The 16,126-nt window shown below is 67.1% G+C and carries 14 protein-coding genes; 6 read left to right on the top strand and 8 right to left on the bottom strand.

Going from position 1 to position 16,126, the window contains the following annotated elements; all coding sequences use genetic code 11:
* Nucleotides 1-33: 33 nt before the first annotated feature.
* Both ACZ6YI_RS02375 and ACZ6YI_RS02370 read right to left on the bottom strand, forming a co-directional pair.
* Nucleotides 34-879 carry an alpha/beta hydrolase gene (locus ACZ6YI_RS02375; protein ID WP_465777254.1) on the bottom strand — a complete coding sequence of 282 codons (846 nt, stop codon included), beginning with the start codon at nt 877-879 and terminating at the stop codon, nt 34-36.
* Between the two features lie 41 nt (nt 880-920).
* A complete protein-coding gene (locus ACZ6YI_RS02370) occupies nt 921-1,775 on the bottom strand; it encodes an alpha/beta hydrolase (protein ID WP_465777253.1) in 855 nt (284 codons plus the stop codon).
* Between the two features lie 39 nt (nt 1,776-1,814).
* Here ACZ6YI_RS02370 and prmC point away from each other — a divergent pair, with 39 nt between their 5' ends.
* Nucleotides 1,815-2,636 carry a peptide chain release factor N(5)-glutamine methyltransferase gene (gene prmC / locus ACZ6YI_RS02365; protein WP_465777252.1) on the top strand — a complete coding sequence of 274 codons (822 nt, stop codon included), beginning with the start codon at nt 1,815-1,817 and terminating at the stop codon, nt 2,634-2,636.
* Here prmC and dxs read toward each other — a convergent pair.
* Both dxs and ACZ6YI_RS02355 read right to left on the bottom strand, forming a co-directional pair.
* On the bottom strand, nt 2,623-4,518 hold the full coding sequence (gene dxs / locus ACZ6YI_RS02360) for a 1-deoxy-D-xylulose-5-phosphate synthase (RefSeq protein WP_465777251.1): 1,896 nt from the start codon (nt 4,516-4,518) through the stop codon (nt 2,623-2,625). The genes prmC and dxs overlap by 14 nt on opposite strands.
* Before the next feature lie 78 nt (nt 4,519-4,596).
* Nucleotides 4,597-5,199, bottom strand: coding sequence for an HNH endonuclease (locus ACZ6YI_RS02355; protein WP_247429317.1), 603 nt, complete (start codon nt 5,197-5,199; stop codon nt 4,597-4,599).
* A 268-nt stretch (nt 5,200-5,467) separates the two neighbouring features.
* Here ACZ6YI_RS02355 and ACZ6YI_RS02350 point away from each other — a divergent pair, with 268 nt between their 5' ends.
* A complete protein-coding gene (locus tag ACZ6YI_RS02350; RefSeq protein WP_440325338.1) occupies nt 5,468-6,229 on the top strand; it encodes a SapC family protein in 762 nt (253 codons plus the stop codon).
* 141 nt (nt 6,230-6,370) lie between these two features.
* Here the strand turns inward: ACZ6YI_RS02350 and ACZ6YI_RS02345 are convergent, their stop codons facing one another.
* From ACZ6YI_RS02345 to ACZ6YI_RS02335, 3 genes are all read right to left on the bottom strand, one after another.
* Nucleotides 6,371-6,847 carry a GNAT family N-acetyltransferase gene (locus ACZ6YI_RS02345; RefSeq protein ID WP_440327580.1) on the bottom strand — a complete coding sequence of 159 codons (477 nt, stop codon included), beginning with the start codon at nt 6,845-6,847 and terminating at the stop codon, nt 6,371-6,373.
* Nucleotides 6,848-6,939: 92 nt separating this feature from the next.
* On the bottom strand, nt 6,940-8,718 hold the full coding sequence (locus tag ACZ6YI_RS02340; RefSeq protein WP_465777250.1) for an acyl-CoA dehydrogenase C-terminal domain-containing protein: 1,779 nt from the start codon (nt 8,716-8,718) through the stop codon (nt 6,940-6,942).
* A gap of 32 nt (nt 8,719-8,750) precedes the next feature.
* On the bottom strand, nt 8,751-9,242 hold the full coding sequence (locus ACZ6YI_RS02335; protein WP_465777249.1) for a hypothetical protein: 492 nt from the start codon (nt 9,240-9,242) through the stop codon (nt 8,751-8,753).
* 151 nt (nt 9,243-9,393) lie between these two features.
* Here ACZ6YI_RS02335 and ACZ6YI_RS02330 point away from each other — a divergent pair, with 151 nt between their 5' ends.
* Nucleotides 9,394-9,873, top strand: a complete 480-nt coding sequence (locus ACZ6YI_RS02330) for an SET domain-containing protein (RefSeq protein WP_465777248.1) — start codon at nt 9,394-9,396, stop codon at nt 9,871-9,873.
* 144 nt (nt 9,874-10,017) lie between these two features.
* Nucleotides 10,018-10,563, top strand: a complete 546-nt coding sequence (locus tag ACZ6YI_RS02325) for a type 1 glutamine amidotransferase domain-containing protein (protein ID WP_465777247.1) — start codon at nt 10,018-10,020, stop codon at nt 10,561-10,563.
* Nucleotides 10,564-10,682: 119 nt separating this feature from the next.
* Here ACZ6YI_RS02325 and fusA read toward each other — a convergent pair whose 3' ends face one another.
* The gene (gene fusA, locus ACZ6YI_RS02320; RefSeq protein WP_465777246.1) at nt 10,683-12,722 is read right to left on the bottom strand and encodes an elongation factor G; all 2,040 of its coding nucleotides are present in this window, start codon (nt 12,720-12,722) and stop codon (nt 10,683-10,685) included.
* 187 nt (nt 12,723-12,909) lie between these two features.
* Between fusA and ACZ6YI_RS02315 the strand changes: the two genes are divergently transcribed.
* Complete coding sequence (locus ACZ6YI_RS02315; protein ID WP_465777245.1) at nt 12,910-13,914, top strand: hypothetical protein; 1,005 nt, start codon at nt 12,910-12,912, stop codon at nt 13,912-13,914.
* Nucleotides 13,915-14,017: 103 nt separating this feature from the next.
* Complete coding sequence (locus ACZ6YI_RS02310; RefSeq protein ID WP_465777244.1) at nt 14,018-16,012, top strand: hypothetical protein; 1,995 nt, start codon at nt 14,018-14,020, stop codon at nt 16,010-16,012.
* Nucleotides 16,013-16,126: the final 114 nt, after the last annotated feature.

Genomic DNA, 16,126 nt, shown 5'->3' with positions numbered 1-16,126 from the left:
ACGCTCCCACAGCACGCTCCCCACAGCATGCTCCTACAAGGGCTTTGCATTGACGAAGTGAGCGATGTCTTCGAGCACTGGCGCCTTGTCTTTCGATGGCCCCAGCGCAAACAGGATGCTCATGTGGGTGACGCCCGGGTAGAGCTTGAGGGTCACCTTCTCGCCCTGCGCCTCGTAACGCTTCGCCAGCGATTCCGCATTGGCCGGCTTCACGGTGCTATCGGCTTCGCCCTGCAACAGCAACGCGGGTGGCTCGTCGCCGTCCACGAAATTCACCGGCTGTGACCGCGCCTGCGCTTCCGGCGTGCTGCCGAACATGTCGATGAACTTCGCCCGTTTCAGCGGCAGGAAATCATACGGACCGGCCAGGCCGATAAATCCGGCCAGGTCCCGCGGCTGCATGCCCACCGGTTTCAGCCAGCGGCTGTCGGTGGCGAGCAGCGAAGCGATATGCGCGCCGGCGGAGTGGCCCATGACGAAAAGCCGGGATGGGTCGCCGCCATAGCGGGCCACGTTGGCCTTCGTCCAGCCGACGGCGTGTGCGGCATCGTCCATGAAGCCATCGAGCTTCGCTTTCGGCCAGGTCCGGTAGTCGGGGATCACGACGACCATGCCGCGAGCGGCCAGCGATTCACCCACCCAGCGGTACCACCCGCGCTTGCCGCTGCTCCAGCTACCGCCGTAGAAGAACACGACGACAGGAGCGTTCGTCGCGCTCTTCGGTGTGTAGACATCGAGCGAAAGCCCGCCGTCGAAGGGTATGCCGTTGTGGACGACGGCATCACCGGCAGGCTGGCGGGCATTGACGGCCCCGAACAGGACGGACTGGCAGCCGGCCAGGAGCAGGGCGGCAAGGGCGGCGAGCAGGAGTCGGGTCATGCCCAACGGTTACCTATCCGGCGTGAAGACGAATGCAGCGTTCAGTGCCCGGGATGGCGGCGAATGAAATCCAGCGTGTCGGCCAGCTCAGGCGCGCGGTGTTTCATCGGGCCGAAGGCCAGCAACAGGCCTTCGTGGCCTACGCCGGGGTAGAGGCGCAACTCGGCCGGCTCGCCGGCGTCTTCATAACGGGCCGTCATCGATAGCGCTTCGGAGGGATACACCTCGGTGTCCTTCTCACCCTGGAGGAGCAGGGCGGGTGGCTCGTCGCCATCCACGAAGTTCACCGGCTGGGACGCCGCTTGCTCCGCGGCCGATGTGCCGAACATGCCCAGGTAATCCGCGTCGTCGTCGATGGGCAGGAAGTCGTATGCGCCGGCCACGCCGATCCAGCCGGCGAGGTCGCGCGGCTTCATGCCGACCTTGGCTAGCCACTGGGCATCGGTGGCCAGCATCGCGGCGACGTGCCCCCCGGAGGAGTGGCCCATGAGGAACAGATCGCCAGGGGAACCCCCGAACTCCCCGATGTGTTCGTGCACCCAGCCCACCACATTGGCGGCGTCGGTCAGGAACCCGGCCATGGGTACGGCCGGCCACAACCGGTAGTCCGGGATGACGGCGACGACACCGTTCTTCGCCAGCGCCTCGCCCATCCAGCGATCCCACTGGCGCTTGCCTTGCTGCCAGTCGCCACCGAAGAAGTAGATGACCACTGGGGCGTGGTCGGCCTTCGGCGGGGCGTACACGTCCAGGGCCAGGCGATGCGCAGGGTCGTACACCAGCCCCTCGTGCGCCACGACGCCCGCGCCGGACTCGGTGGCATTGATGCCCGCGAAGAACGTGGCATGGCAGGCCGTCAGGCAGAGCAGGGCGGTGGCGAGGAGGAAGGCGCGCATCGCGGCATTGTAGGTGCGCCCGCCCGCTAGAATGCGCCCATGACCGATATCCGCACGATCCTGCGCTCCGCCAGCCACGCCCTGGGCGATCGCCTCGAGGCAGAGCTGCTCCTGGCGCATACCCTTGGCGTGAACCGGGCCTGGTTCTTCGCCCACGCGGATGACGCTCTCCCGGCTGGTGAGGAAACGCGCTTCGCGGAATTCGTCGCGCGCCGGGTGAAAGGGGAGCCGGTCGCCTACATCACCGGCCGCCGCGACTTCTGGTCGCTTCCGCTGGAAGTGACGCCCGCGACGCTTATTCCGCGGCCGGAAACCGAACTGCTGGTCGAACTGGCCCTGGCGCGGCTACCTGAAGGTGGGCGCCTGCTCGACCTTGGCACGGGCAGCGGCGCCATCGCCCTCGCCATCGCGAAGGAACGCCCGGATGCCACGGTGCATGCGCTGGACGCCAGCGAAGCGGCACTCGTGGTGGCGCAGCGCAACGCACGCTCGCTTGGCCTGCGCGTCAGCTTCTTCCATGGTGACTGGTACGCGCCCGTGGCCGGCGAGCGCTACGACATCGTCGTGAGCAATCCGCCGTACATCGAAGAGGCCGACGAACACCTGGAAAAAGGCGACCTGCGTTTCGAGCCACGCTCGGCCTTGTCATCGGGTACTGACGGCCTCGACGACATCCGTCGCATCGTCACGGGCGCGCCAGCACATCTCACGAACGCAGGCTGGCTGCTTTTCGAGCACGGATACAACCAGGGCGCGGTTTCCCGCGCCCTGTTCGATGCTTCGCCATGGAAGGAGTCTTTCACCGCGCGCGATCTCGAAGATCGCGATCGCGTGACCGGCGCGCAGCTCAGCCCGCGCTAGCCACCGGCGTCGCCACATACTGCGGGAACCGCCCACGAATCGCCGCGCGGATCTGCGGCAGGTCCAGACCTGCCATCGTCAGCACTTCCTCGCGGCTGCCGTGCTCCAGGTACTCGTCGGGCAGGCCGAGGTGGAAGATGGGCACGGTGACGCCCTTCGATGCGAGGAACTCGGCGACACCCGCGCCCGCGCCACCGGCGACCGCGTTGTCTTCGATCGTCACCAGCGCTTCGTGCGTGCGTGCCATCTCGAGGATGAGTTCTTCATCCAGCGGCTTCACGAAACGCATGTTCACCAGCGTCGCGTCGACTTCCGCGGCGATAACCGCGGCCGGTGCGAGCATCGTGCCGAACGAAAGGATCGCGAGGCCATGGTGGCCGCGGCGGCGCACTTCACCCTTGCCGATCGGCAGGGTTTCCAGGCCTTCGGAGATCTTCGCGCCCGGGCCAGTGCCACGCGGATAGCGGATGGCAGCCGGGCCGTTGTAGGCGTAGCCCGTGCTGAGCATCATCCGGCATTCGTTTTCATCGGCCGGCGCCATCACCACCATGTTCGGCAGGATGCGCAGGAACGACATGTCGAAGCTGCCGCAATGCGTGGCGCCATCCGGGCCGACGACACCCGCGCGATCGATCGCGTAGGTGACGTCGAGGTTCTGCAGGGCCACGTCGTGGATGGCCTGGTCGTAGGCTCGTTGCAGGAAGGTCGAGTAAATCGCGACGACCGGCTTTGCCCCTTCGACCGCCATGCCGGCGGCAAGCGTCACCGCGTGCTGCTCGGCGATCGCCACGTCGAAATAGCGCTGCGGGTATTCCTTCGAGAAGCGCACCAGGCCCGAGCCCTCGCGCATGGCGGGGGTGATGCCGAGCAGGCGCTCGTCGGCGGCGGCCTGGTCGCAGAGCCAGTCGCTGAAGATGTCGGTATAGGTCGGCTTGGCCGGCGCACCCTTCTTCACGAGGCCGGCGACCGGATCGAACGGACCCACCGCGTGGTATTCGATCTGCGCCTTTTCGGCAGGTTCGTAGCCCTTGCCCTTCGTCGTCATGACATGGAGCAGCTGCGGACCTGGCAGGTCCTTCACCAGTTCCAGGGCCTGCACGAGCTGGCCGATGTTGTGGCCATCGATCGGGCCGGTGTAGTGGAAGCCCAGTTCCTCGAACAGGGTGGACGGCACGAACATGCCCTTGGCGTGTTCCTCCCAGCGCTTGAAGAAGCGGCCGAAGAAGGATTCGCGCGGCATGGCCTTCTTGGCCCGCTCGCGCCACGCGTTGAGCGTGCGGCTGGACATGGCGCGGGCCGCCATCTTGGTCATGGCGCCCACGTTCTCGCTGATCGACATGCCGTTGTCGTTGAGGATCACCAGCATGTTCGGCTCGACGTCGCCGCCGTGGTTCATGGCCTCGAAGGCCATGCCGGCGGTGAAGGCGCCATCGCCGATCACGGCGACGACCTTGCGGTTATCGCCACGGCGCTGCAGGGCAATAGCCATGCCGAGCGCAGCCGAGATCGAGGTGGAGGAGTGGCCGACGCCGAAGGTGTCGTACTCGCTCTCATCGCGGCGCGGGAAGGGGGCCAGGCCGTCCTTCTTCTTGATCGTGGTGATCCGGTCGCGGCGGCCGGTGAGAATCTTGTGCGGGTAGCACTGGTGGCCGACATCCCAGACCAGGCGGTCCTTCGGGGTCTCGAACACGTGGTGCAGGGCCACGGTGAGCTCCAGTACGCCCAGGCCCGAGCTGAAATGGCCGCCCGACGAGGCCACGGCCTCGATCAGGTAACGGCGCAGCTCGTCGGCGATGGCCGGCAGCTCCTCCGCCGGGAAGCGGCGAAGATCCTCCGGCGATTCGATCTGCGCCAGATAGGGGTAACGGGAGAGGTCGTTCATACCCCGTATTGTTCGCCCAAGGCGGGGCTGGGGCAAGGGACGGGGTGTGAATCCTTGCGGGCAAAAGCCGGGCAGGGTTCAGCCCGGCCGGCGATCCCGCGGCAGGTGGCTCACCAGGAACTCCATCTGGTCGGCCAGGATATTGCGGTTGGAGAGGATCAGGTGCTCGACCCAGCTGGGCCGGTAGGGCACCGCGAGCAGCGGCATGTTGGCCTGCTGGGGCGTCCGGTTGCTCTTGCGCAGGTTGCAGGCCAGGCAGGCGCTGACCACGTTCTCCCATTCATCCGCACCCCGCTTGGAGAGGGGGACGACGTGGTCACGGGTGAGTTCGTGGCGGGTGTACTGGTGGCCGCAATACAGGCAGATGTGCCGGTCGCGGGCGAACAGGGCGGTGTTGGTCAGGGCCGGGGCCGGGTCGATCGCGTGGTCCCGGCAGTGCCCGGTACTGGCCACGATGGGGTGCAGTTCCAGGCTGCTGCGCAGGCCGGAGGCCCGGCTGATGCCGCCGCGGACGGTGACGCAGGGATCACCAAGGGTCCAGGCGACCACGCCGCGGACATAGAGGCAGACCGCGTCCTGCCAGCTGATCCAGTCCAGGATGCGCCCTGAAGCGTCGAGCGAAAGGACCCGGGTGGCGTGCAATGCCGCCACCTTCGGGAGGTCCTCTTGGAGCACTTCCATCGTCATCTAGTCTCGTCCTTCACGTGCGCGAAAGAGCGTTCCAGCAAGCCGAACTCCGTGCGGGCCGGTCTCCGGCCCCGCCCCACAAGGGGCGTTGGCCCGAGCATACCCCACAATTACGACAGAAAAGCATCGCCCCGGTACGCTTCTTGCGGGGGTTTTCCTGCCACGCGCCGCTGATATAGTGGGCGTTCGATACGAGCCCGCGGGGTTTGGAAGGGGGGCCGGGGTGGCTTCCCAGGCCAGGCGGGTCCTAGAGGGAATGAAAGTGGCAGAAGTGCTTTTCTACGAGCGTCCGGTTGCGCTCAACCGTACCGCCCACCGCGACCTTCGCCTGAAGGCCGTGAACAACATCAACTTCGCCGCCAAGGCCCACTCCGTGCCGCTCACCGGCGTCGAGTTCGCCCCGGCCGCGCGCGATTTCCCGATCCTCTTCGCTGGCAACAGCATCGAAGACGCGGGCCCGATGGCGCTGCTCGGCCTGCGCCAGGGTGAAAACCTGCTGGTCGGCGAGAACGGCTTCTGGGAAACCGGCATCTACATCCCGGCTTTCGTGCGCCGCTACCCGTTCGTGCTGGCCGAGAAGCCGGCCGGCACCGAGGGCGACGACTTCACCGTGTTCCTCGATGAGGCCTACGAAGGCTTCAACCAGACCGAAGGCGAGCGCCTCTTCAACGAAGACGGCACCGACGCCCCGGCCCTGACCAACGCCGTGAACTTCCTCGGCGAGTTCCAGGACCACGTCGCCCGTACCCAGTGGTTCATGGGCAAGCTGCGCGAGCACGACCTGCTCGAGCCGCGCACCATCACCCTGCAGAAGGAAGGCCGCGGCATCAACCTCAACGGCCTGTTCGTGATCAACGAAGAGAAGCTGCGCAACCTCAGCGCCGAAGTGGCGCACGAGTTCCTGCGCGAAGGCGCCTTCGGCTGGATCTACGCGCACCTGGTGTCGCTGTCGAACATCGACCGCATGGCCGCACGCCTCGACAAGCGCGAGACCGTGGAAGACGGCGCGAAGGCCAACGCCTGATACGTCGCGTTCTTCAGTGCGAAACAAAAAGGCCGCCCCATGGGCGGCCTTTTTTTTACGCCAACCGTTGTGGGAGCGCGCTTGCGCGCGATGGGTCTTGCGGCAGACCCATCTCGCGCAAGCGCGCTCCCACAGGTCCTATCAGCGGACGGGACGGGCCATGCGCACGAGGTCCGTATCGAACCCGTGCTTCACGTACAGGTCGCGGGCGCGCTCGTTGCCGGGGAACACCGCCAGGGTGACGAACTGGCAGCGGTGCTCCTTCGCCCAGCGATACGCATGGTCGAGCAGCTCCTTGCCGACGCCGGAGCCTTCGTATCGCTCATCGACCGCGATATCCGAGATATGGCAGTTGTCGCGGTGGGTGAAGAAATCCTTCGTCTTCTGCAGGTGGATGAAGCCCACCTGGTCGCCCTCGTCGTTCTCGGCGATGAAGATGTAGCTGTTCGAGGGCTGCTCATCCAGGTGCCTCACCAGGTCGGTCTCGATGCCCTTGAGGCAATCGGACTTGGTGCGGCCGTTGGGCAGCGGGAAGTGGATGAACCGGTGGACCAAACCGAGGATGAAATCATCATCGTCGCTCTCGGCGAGACGAATCAGGAACGCTGGGTCGCTCATCGTTTCGGGAACCGTGGTTGGCTTGGGAGGTCCGGGCCCAGCCAGTTCTACACCTGAACCGGGGCCGGGAAAAGCCCCGGCCCCGGGTTTTCTTACAGGACCTCTGGCAGGGTCGCCACGCCTGCGTCGATCGCCGCCTTGTGCAGGTGGATGCGCGGCAGGATGCGGGCGAAGTAGAAGTTCGCCGTATCGCGCTTGGCCTGCTTGCCGTCGGCGTTGAGCAGGCTCGACCCTTCGGCCGCCAGTACGCTGCGGGCCAGGAAGTACGCCAGGGTGATGTAACCGGAGTAGTAGAGGTAATCGACCGCGGCGGCACCCAGCTCCTCGGGGTTCGCCTGGGCCTTGCCCGCGATCTCGAGGGTCAGGTCGCCCCAGGCCTTCGCGGCGGTGGCGAGCGGCGCGATGTACGCCTTCACCACATCGTTGCCGGCGTTGGCGTGGCAGAACGCGGAGATCTCGCCCAGGAAATGCTTCAGGCCGGCGCCCTGCAGCTGCACGATCTTGCGGCCGAGCAGGTCCAGCGCCTGGATCTGCGTAGTGCCCTCGTACAGCGTGATGATGCGCGCATCGCGGACGAACTGCTCCATGCCGTGCTCGGCGATGAAGCCGTGGCCGCCGAAGATCTGCAGCGCTTCCTTGGTGCACTCCTGCGCCGCCTCGGTGAGCAGGCCCTTGGCGATCGGGATGAGGAAGGACAGCAGTTCACCGGCCTTCTTGCGTTCCGCTTCGTCGCTGGCGCGGGATTCGATATCGCTCTGCAGGGCGGAGTAGGCGGCGAGCACGCGGCCGCCTTCGACAAAGGCGCGCTGGGTGAGCAGCATGCGCCGCACATCCGGATGCACGGTAAGCGGGTCGGCCGGCTTTTCCGGCAGCTTCGGGCCCGAGAGCGCGCGCATCTGCAGGCGTTCGCGCGCGTAGTTCAGGCTGTTCTGCAAAGCGCGCTCGGACACCGCGAGACCCTGGATGCCCACCGCGAGGCGCGCGGCGTTCATCATGGTGAACATCGCCATGAGGCCCTTGTGCGCGGGGCCGATCAGCCAGCCCTGCGCCGCGTCGAAGTTCATCACGCAGGTGGCGGAACCCTTGATGCCCATCTTGTGTTCGATGGCGCCGGCCGCCGCGTGATTGCGCTCGCCCAGCGAGCCATCGGCATTCACCTTGAACTTCGGCACCACCAGCATCGAGATGCCGCGGCTGCCGGCCGGTGCATCGGGCAGGCGGGCCAGCACGAGGTGCACGATGTTCTCGGCGAAGTCATGCTCGCCCGCGCTGATGAAGATCTTGGTGCCGGTGACGCTGTAGCTGCCGTCGCCATTGGGTTCGGCGCGGGTCTTCAGCAGGCCGAGATCGGAACCGGCCTGCGGTTCGGTCAGGCACATCGTGCCGGTCCAGCGGCCTTCCACCAGCGGCTTGAGGAAGGTGTCCTGCTGCCAGGCATCGCCGTGGTGCTCGAGCGCATCGGTCGCGCCGTGCGAGAGCAGCGGATAGATGCCCCAGGCCAGGTTCGCCGAATCGATCATTTCCTTGGTGAGCGCGCCGAGCACCGCGGGCAGCGCCTGGCCGCCCCACTTTTCATCGGCGGTCAGGCCGGCCCAGCCGCCCTCGGCGTACTGCTTGTACGCCTCCTTGAAGCCCTTCGGCGTCGTCACCGCGCCGGTGGCCTTGTCGAAGTGGCAGCCTTCCGCGTCGCCGGAGGCGTTGAGCGGGGCGAGCACCTGTTCGTTGAAGCGGGCGGCTTCGTCGAGCACGGCATCGAGCAGCTCGCGGTTATGCGCTTCGCCGCCCTGCAGGCGGGCGAGGACGGCTTCGGCGCCGAGCACGTCGTAAAGCGCGAAGCGCATGTCATTGAGCGGGGCTTTGTAGATCGTCATGGAGATCCTGGCGGAATGGCTAGGGAAAGGGGTCAGGGCGAGCGGTAGGTATCGGGGATGCCAGGCACCGGCGACAGCCAGCTCTTGCCATGCACCGGGAAGGTGCGTGGCTTGTCTTCTTTTTCAGGCGTGGCGGTCACGCTGCCTTCGATCGCATAGGGCAGGGCGCCGGAGCTGCCCTTGCCGGCGAGCTCGGCGAGCGCCTTCGCCATTTCGGGCGTGGGCAGGATGTCGACGCGGGTCACGTCCGCGGCGAACGAGGGGATGTCCTGGTCGATCTTCGCATCGAGCAGCACGCCGCCGAGCTGGCCTACCTGCAAGGTGCCCTGGAAGCGGTCGAAGGACATGCCCGCATAGCTGTTGTTGCGCACGCGCAGCGTCAGGTGCCAGGGGCTGCCGGGCTTCGCGGCCACCTCCTGCAGCGTGACGGCGGGCGGAAACACGCTCTTCTTCTCCGGCCCGCAGCCGGCGAGGAGGGCAAGGCTGGCAACCGCGGCTACGCGCAGGATCGGAAAGCGTCGCATCAAGGTCATTCCATGGATTCCGGGCGTCGAACACTCGTTTGATGGTAGCGCCGTGCGGGCGTCCAGCGCGAGGACGCGTTTGAAACGCGGTTCCCAAGCGCGGGCCGAGCAGGCATCATCCGGGTTTGCCTTCCATGACGACTATTCCGCTATGACCCGACGCATCGTCGCGCGCCGCTCCCCCATCCATGGCAACGGTGTGTTCGCCGTCGCCCCCATCAAGGCTGGCGAGGACGTCGTCGAGTACAAGGGCGATCGCATCACCCACGCCCAGGCCGACAAGAAGTACGGTGATGGCGGCGAGACCGGCCACACCTTCCTGTTCACGCTCAATGACAGCTGGATCGTCGACGGCAACAGCCACGGCAACACGGCCCGCTGGATCAACCACGGCTGCGACCCGAACTGCCAGGCGGTGATCGTCGAGGACGTGCCGGGCAAGGACTCGAAGACCGACAAGGTGATGATCGAGGCGATCCGCGATATCGCCCCGGGCGAGGAGCTGGTCTACGACTACGGCATCACGCTGGACATGCCGCACACCGCCCGCCTGAAGAAGATCTGGGCCTGCCGCTGCGGCTCGCCCAACTGCATCGGCACCATGCTGAAGCCGAAGCGCAAGGCCGCCTGACCGCGCCCTTGTGTTGGCTGAGCGCGCTCCCACAGTCTCACTGCGAGCCCTTCACGTTTGCACACGGGGCGCCGACACCTGCGCGACGCCCCGCAGATCCCCCACCGCCGATCCTGCATGGACTTTCCCCCGCAGGAGAACCGCATGGCCGCCAAACGACTGGATGGACGCCGCATCGCCGTCCTCGCCACCGATGGCTTCGAGCAATCCGAACTGACCGAACCGAAGCGCCTGCTGGAAGAAGCCGGTGCGAAGGTCGACGTGATCGCGCCCGGTGACGCGAAGCAGATCAAGGGCTGGGACAAGAAGGACTGGGGCGCATCGGTGCCCGTTGACGTGGCACTGGACAAGGCCGATGCCGGCCAGTATGACGCGCTGGTCCTGCCGGGAGGGGTGATCAACCCCGATCACCTGCGCATGGACGAGAAGGCCGTCGGCCTCGTGAAGGCGTTCGGTGAGGCAGGCAAGCCGCTGGCGGCGATCTGCCACGGCCCATGGACGTTGATCAACGCCGGCTTGGTGAAGGGAAAGAAGGTCACCTCGTGGCCGTCGCTGAAAACCGACCTTGGGAACGCCGGCGCGAACTGGGAAGACAGCCAGGTGGTGCAGGACGGCAACCTCATCACCAGCCGCAAGCCCGACGACATCCCTGCATTCACCGAAACGCTGATCAAGGCCCTCGCCGCATAACACCGACGAGCCCGTCGTTGTGGGAGCGCGCTTGCGCGCGATGGGAGTTATCGCAAGCACCCATCGCGCGCGAGCACGCTCCCACAGTCAGTCTTCTCCACAGTCAGTCTTCTCCACCGTCAGTCTTCGTCGGCCTTCGGCTTCCAGGCCTCCACCAACTTCTTCTGCACCCCTGGCGGCACCGTGTCGTAGTGGCTGAAGTCCATGGCGTAGCGGCCTTGCCCACCGGTCATCGCCTTCAGCTGCGTCGGGAAGTCCGCGAGTTCCGCCAGCGGCACGCGTGCCTTGATCAGGGTCTCGCCGCCACGCAGCGAGTCGGTGCCCATGATCTGCGCACGCCGCGAGGCGAGGCCGCCCGTGACATCGCCGACGGCGGGATCGGGAATCGAAACCTCCAGGTCCACCACGGGCTCCAGCACGACGGGCCGCGCGCGTGACACGGCATCCAGGAACGCCTTGCGTCCCGCACTGATGAACGCGACTTCCTTGGAATCCACCGGGTGGTGCTTCCCGTCGTACACGCTGACCCGCACATCCTGCATCGGATAGCCGGCCACCGCGCCTGCCTGCATCGCCTGGCGGATGCCTTTCTCGATCGCCGGCATGAACTGGTTCGGGATCACGCCACCCTTGGTTTCATCGACGAAGGTGAAACCCGCGCCACGATCCAGCGGTTCGACGCGCAGGAACACCTCACCGAATTGCCCGGCGCCACCTGTCTGCTTCTTGTGCCGGTGGTGCCCCTCGGATGAACCACCGATGGTTTCGCGGTACGCGATCCTCGGTGGGTGGGTCACGACGTCCACGTCGTAACGGTTCTTCATCCGTTCGAGCATCAGCTTCAGGTGCAGGTCGGACAGGCCGCGGACCACGGTCTGGTTCACCTCCGCGTGGTGTTCGACGACAAAGCACGGATCTTCCTCGGCGAGCCTGGCCAGCGCCTGCGCCAGCTTCTGCTCCTGGCCCTTGTGCGCCGGCTCGACGGCCAGGCCGAACATGGGCGACGGGAACGGGCACGGTTGCAGGTGGATCCGGCCTTCATCAGCCGCGTCATGCAGCACGGCGTCGAAATGGATGTCATCCACTTTCGCCACCGCGACGATATCGCCCGGCAGCGCTTCATCGATCTCCACGTGTTCCTTGCCCTTCAGGCGGAACAGGTGCGCCACCTTGAACGGCTTGCGCCCGTCATCCACGAGCAACTGCGAGTCCTTGCGCACCGTGCCCTGCCAGACGCGGAATACGCCCAGCTTGCCTACGAACGGGTCGTTGACGATCTTGAAGACATCGGCGACCACGTGCTTGCCCGCATCGGCGGCCACGTCGAAGTGGATGCCCTTGTCGTCATGGAACGGCGGCGGGTTGGTTTCGCTGGGGCAGGGCAGGATGCGTTCGATCAACTCGAGCAACTCGTTGACACCCACGCCGTCGCGGGCGCTGGTGAAGACGATGGGGACGAGGTGTCCATCGCGCAGGCAGTGCTCCAGCGCATCGTGCAGTTCGGCCGGGGTAAGCGCGTCTTCGCCCTTGTCGAGGTAGTGCTCCATGACCCCGTCATCGATCTCCACGACCTGGTCGATGAGCTGCTGGTGCGCTTCACCGGGCGACGAGAAGTCACTGTCGCCAGCCTTCTTGAAGAACGCGTCGCTCACGGCGTGGCCGTGCGCGGCGGGCAGGTTCACCGGCAGGCATTCGCTGCCGAACTCCGCACGGAGGTCCTCGATCAGTGCGGGGAGATCCACGCCTTCCGCATCGATGCGGTTCACGATGATCAGCCGCGCGAGGCCGCGTTCCTTTGCGTGCGCCATCATGCTGCGCGTGCCGTGTTCGATGCCGTTGGCGGCATTCACGACGATGGCCACGGTATCGGCCGCGGCAAGTGCCGCCAGCGCGGGACCACGGAAATCCGCGTATCCCGGTGTGTCGATCAGGTGTATTCGGTAGCCGTTGCGCTCGATCGAGGCGATCGACGCATCGATGGAATGGCCCCGGGCGCGTTCCATGGGGTCGTTATCTGAGACGGTACTGCCCTTTTCCACGCTGCCCATGCTGTTGAGCGCGCCGCCGGCGTGGAGCATGGCTTCGAACAAGGTGGTCTTGCCGGCCCCGGCATGGCCGGCAAGTGACAGGCTGCGGATGCGTTCCGTGGATGGCGACACGATGCGACCCTCCGTAAGGATGGCGGTCCCCCTGTCCTTCCAAGCCTTCTCCGATCGGGGCGCGGAATCAAGTGCGCCGGGAATCTTCTTTCGAAGGCGGTGTCTGTAGGCGCAGGCTTAAGGCGCGGTCAGGCTGCCGCGTTAAGCTGTATGGCTCCCCCTCGTCCCGGCCGGATCCCCCGTTAGCGTGCAATACCCAGGCAAGGCGCCCCCGCCATTCGTCGACCCGCACCGGCTCCCGCCGGAGGCGACGCGCCGCCATGGGCTGCACCCGATCGATCCGGCCACGATCACCGCCCTGCGCGCCATCCGTTACCGCAAGGCGCCGCGCGACCACGTGCGCGCCACGCTGGCGATCGCCGGCACCCTGGTCCTGCACATCCTCATCATCCTGCTGGTGCGCTACGAGCTGCAGCCACGCCCCCTGCTGGGCTACGCGCCGCCCAACGACAGGGATGAGGTGCTCGAGGTGCGCTTCATCGAACCCACCGCCGCGCCGCCACCGCAGGCCAACGTGCCACCCCCTCCGCCTGTGAGCGAGCCGCCGCCGAAGGTGCGCTCGCCCGAGGCGACCCGACCGGAGCCGCCGAAGCCCAAGGAACCGCCGAAGGAGACGGCGCCTGCCGAAAACGAGGCACCGCCACCGCCGGCTCCGGCGCCATCGCAGCTGTTCGGCCGCGATGGCCAGGTGCATCTCGCGCCGCCGACGGGCCAGGCTCCGGCGACCCAGGCCGACTTCGTGTCGCGCAAGCCCACGGACGATGCGGGCGTCATGACGCACAAGGGCCCGGTCACGTACAAGGAAACCCGCTTCGCGAAGGATTGGACGCCGGAGAACGAAAACGTCCTCAACGGCGGCATCCGCAAGGCGATGGAAGCCACCACGCTGAAGAAGCAGGTAAACGTGGGTGGCACCCGGATCAACTGCGCCACGGTGTTCTTCGTGCTGCCCGTCGGCTGCCGTGGCGAGGACCCGCCCAAGCCGCCACCGAAGTCCGCGGACGGCCGCCTGAGCATGGCGCCGGCCCATGCACTCGCCGATGGACCGGACGTGGTGAAGCCGCCGACCGAGGCCGAATGCATCGCCGCGTTCCGCGCCGACAAGCCCCTGCCGCAAGGTTGCCCGACCGACGTCCCGCAAAAAGCGATCGACCTGGACAAGGCCGAACAGGAACGCCGCACGGGAAAGTAGGAGCCCACCCTGTGGGCGACATCTTTCGCGACGGCCCCCATCCATCGGCCTTCTTCACACCCGCGATTGTGCAGCGCACGCGCAGCATGGACACTAGCGCCCGATGCCTACCCATTACACACCGGACAGCGAGCGCGAGACCGGAGAGCCCGCCTTGCCCATGTCGCCGCGCGACGCGGCCATGCAGGCGCTCGTCTATCGCCGCCAGCTGCGCCAGAAGCCGAGCCCGAGCCTGCGGCGGATCGTCGGCTGGGTGGGTACGCTCATCATCCACATGGTGTTCCTCTTCGGGATGATCCTGGGGCCGGCTTACAACACCCTGCCGCCCCCGCCGGAACCGGAAAACCCGGACGCACTCCAGGTGCGCCTGATCGACAAGCCACCGCCGCCGGTCCCGCCGGTGCGCGGTACGCCGTCGAAAGCGCCCGTCGCGAAGGCGAAGAAGGCCAGCAGCAAGGCCGTCGCCAGCCGTGCTTCGCGCGGATCGCACGCGGCCGCCGTCGCGTCCGCGAACAAGGCGTTGCCCGCCATCGCCGTGCCCGCCGCGCCGCCCCCGCAGGTGAAGCCCGATGTGAAACTCACCGCGCCGCCGCCCAGCATCCAGGCTGTCGCGGAGAAGCCGCTGGTGCAGCCGACCGCACCGCCGCCGCAGCCGGACCTGGAAAAGGTGCCGCTGCCGACGCCGGCCCCGCCGGACCTCGCGATAGAGACGCCCAAGCCTGAGGTCGTGCCGCCACGCTTCCAGCCCGAACCCGTGCGCAAGGCGCAGGCCGAGGGCACGACGGCGATGCCGCCACCGGCGTCGTTGTCGTTGCCGCCGGTCCCGACGTCGCAGCCGGCGGTGACGCCGACGCCCCCGCAGATCACCGCGGAAAAGACGACGCCGGTGCCGACCACCGCGCTGACCCTTGCCACGGTCCCGCGTCCCGAGGTGCAGGAGTCGTCCGCGCCGCCGACGCCACAGGACACGCCGTTGCCGGCGATCGCCCAGGAGCCGACGGCACCGCCCGCACCCCAGGTCACCGCCGACGTGCCGCGCCCGGTACCGCCGAAGGTCGCGGTCGAAGCCGTGCGCGCACCCGCGGTCGAAGCGGAGGCGGAACTCGAAGCGATACCGCTGCCGGACGCTACCGCGCGGCCGAATGTCTCGGCACCGGTGGCCGATGTGTCGCGCCCGGCGTTGCAGGCACCCGCCGTGACGCCCGGGGCGATCCAGGTGCCGGTCGCCGGCATCGACACCGAGCCCGCACCGCCCGGCCAGGCACCTGGTGACATCGCTTCGGGCGAAGCCTCGGCGCAGGCGCAGAACGAACAGGGCAAGGCGAACAACGATACGAGCGCATCGGCGAACGAAGGCGCGCCGGGTGCACCTTCCGCCGCCGGTGACGCGACGGCGGCGAACGCGGGCACCAACACGCCGGGCGCCAGTGCGGAAACGGGCAAGCCGGGCGCCGCGAAGGGCACCGACGAAGGCGAGCGGCTCACCGGCGCGAACGGTACCTCGCAGCGCTCCGACGGTGTCGAAGGCGGGCAGGGCGACAAGACGGGCCAGGTTGGCGCGTATGTCGAGCTGAAGCCGCGCGGCAATGTCGTGCCGCAGAACGGCGCGCGCGTGCATATCGATTACAAGGCGACGCGCTTCGACGACGCATGGACACCGAAGGGCGAGAGCTCGGTCGATACGGCGTTGCGCCACGGTGTGGAGGCGACGACGGTGAAGTTTGCCGTGCCGCTTCCCCGCGGCGTACGCCTGAACTGCACCGCCGGTCCCGGCGTATCGGGCGGCGCCATGAAGCAGGCGATTTCCCTGTTCACGTTTGGCTGCGGCGGCGATCCGCCGCCGAAGCCGTCCGAGCCAGACAAGCTGGTGAAGAACCAGACGCTGACATCGAAGCCGCTGGCGGAGAACCTGCCGCCCGCGAACGCGTCCACGGTCGCGGCCGTCGGCCAGCCCATCGACAACACGGCCTTCTGCACCACCGCGCGCGTCGCGGGCGGCCCGCTCCCGCCGGGTTGCGAGGCGTCGATCAAGATCAACGTGCAGGCCGCGCCGCAAGCCAGCGGCTCATGGGTCCCCGCAAGCGACCAGTTCAAGTAAGAGCATCGTTCGCAAGCTCACTCCCACAAAGCTTGCCGCAGCCTTGTGGGAGCGCGCTTGCGCGCGATAGCCCCAGCAAGCCTCAGGGTATCGTTCGCAAGCTCACTCCCACAA

It is taken from the genome of Luteibacter sp. NPDC104163 (assembly GCF_055584245.1).
This window is presented reverse-complemented; position numbering and strand designations above follow the sequence as displayed.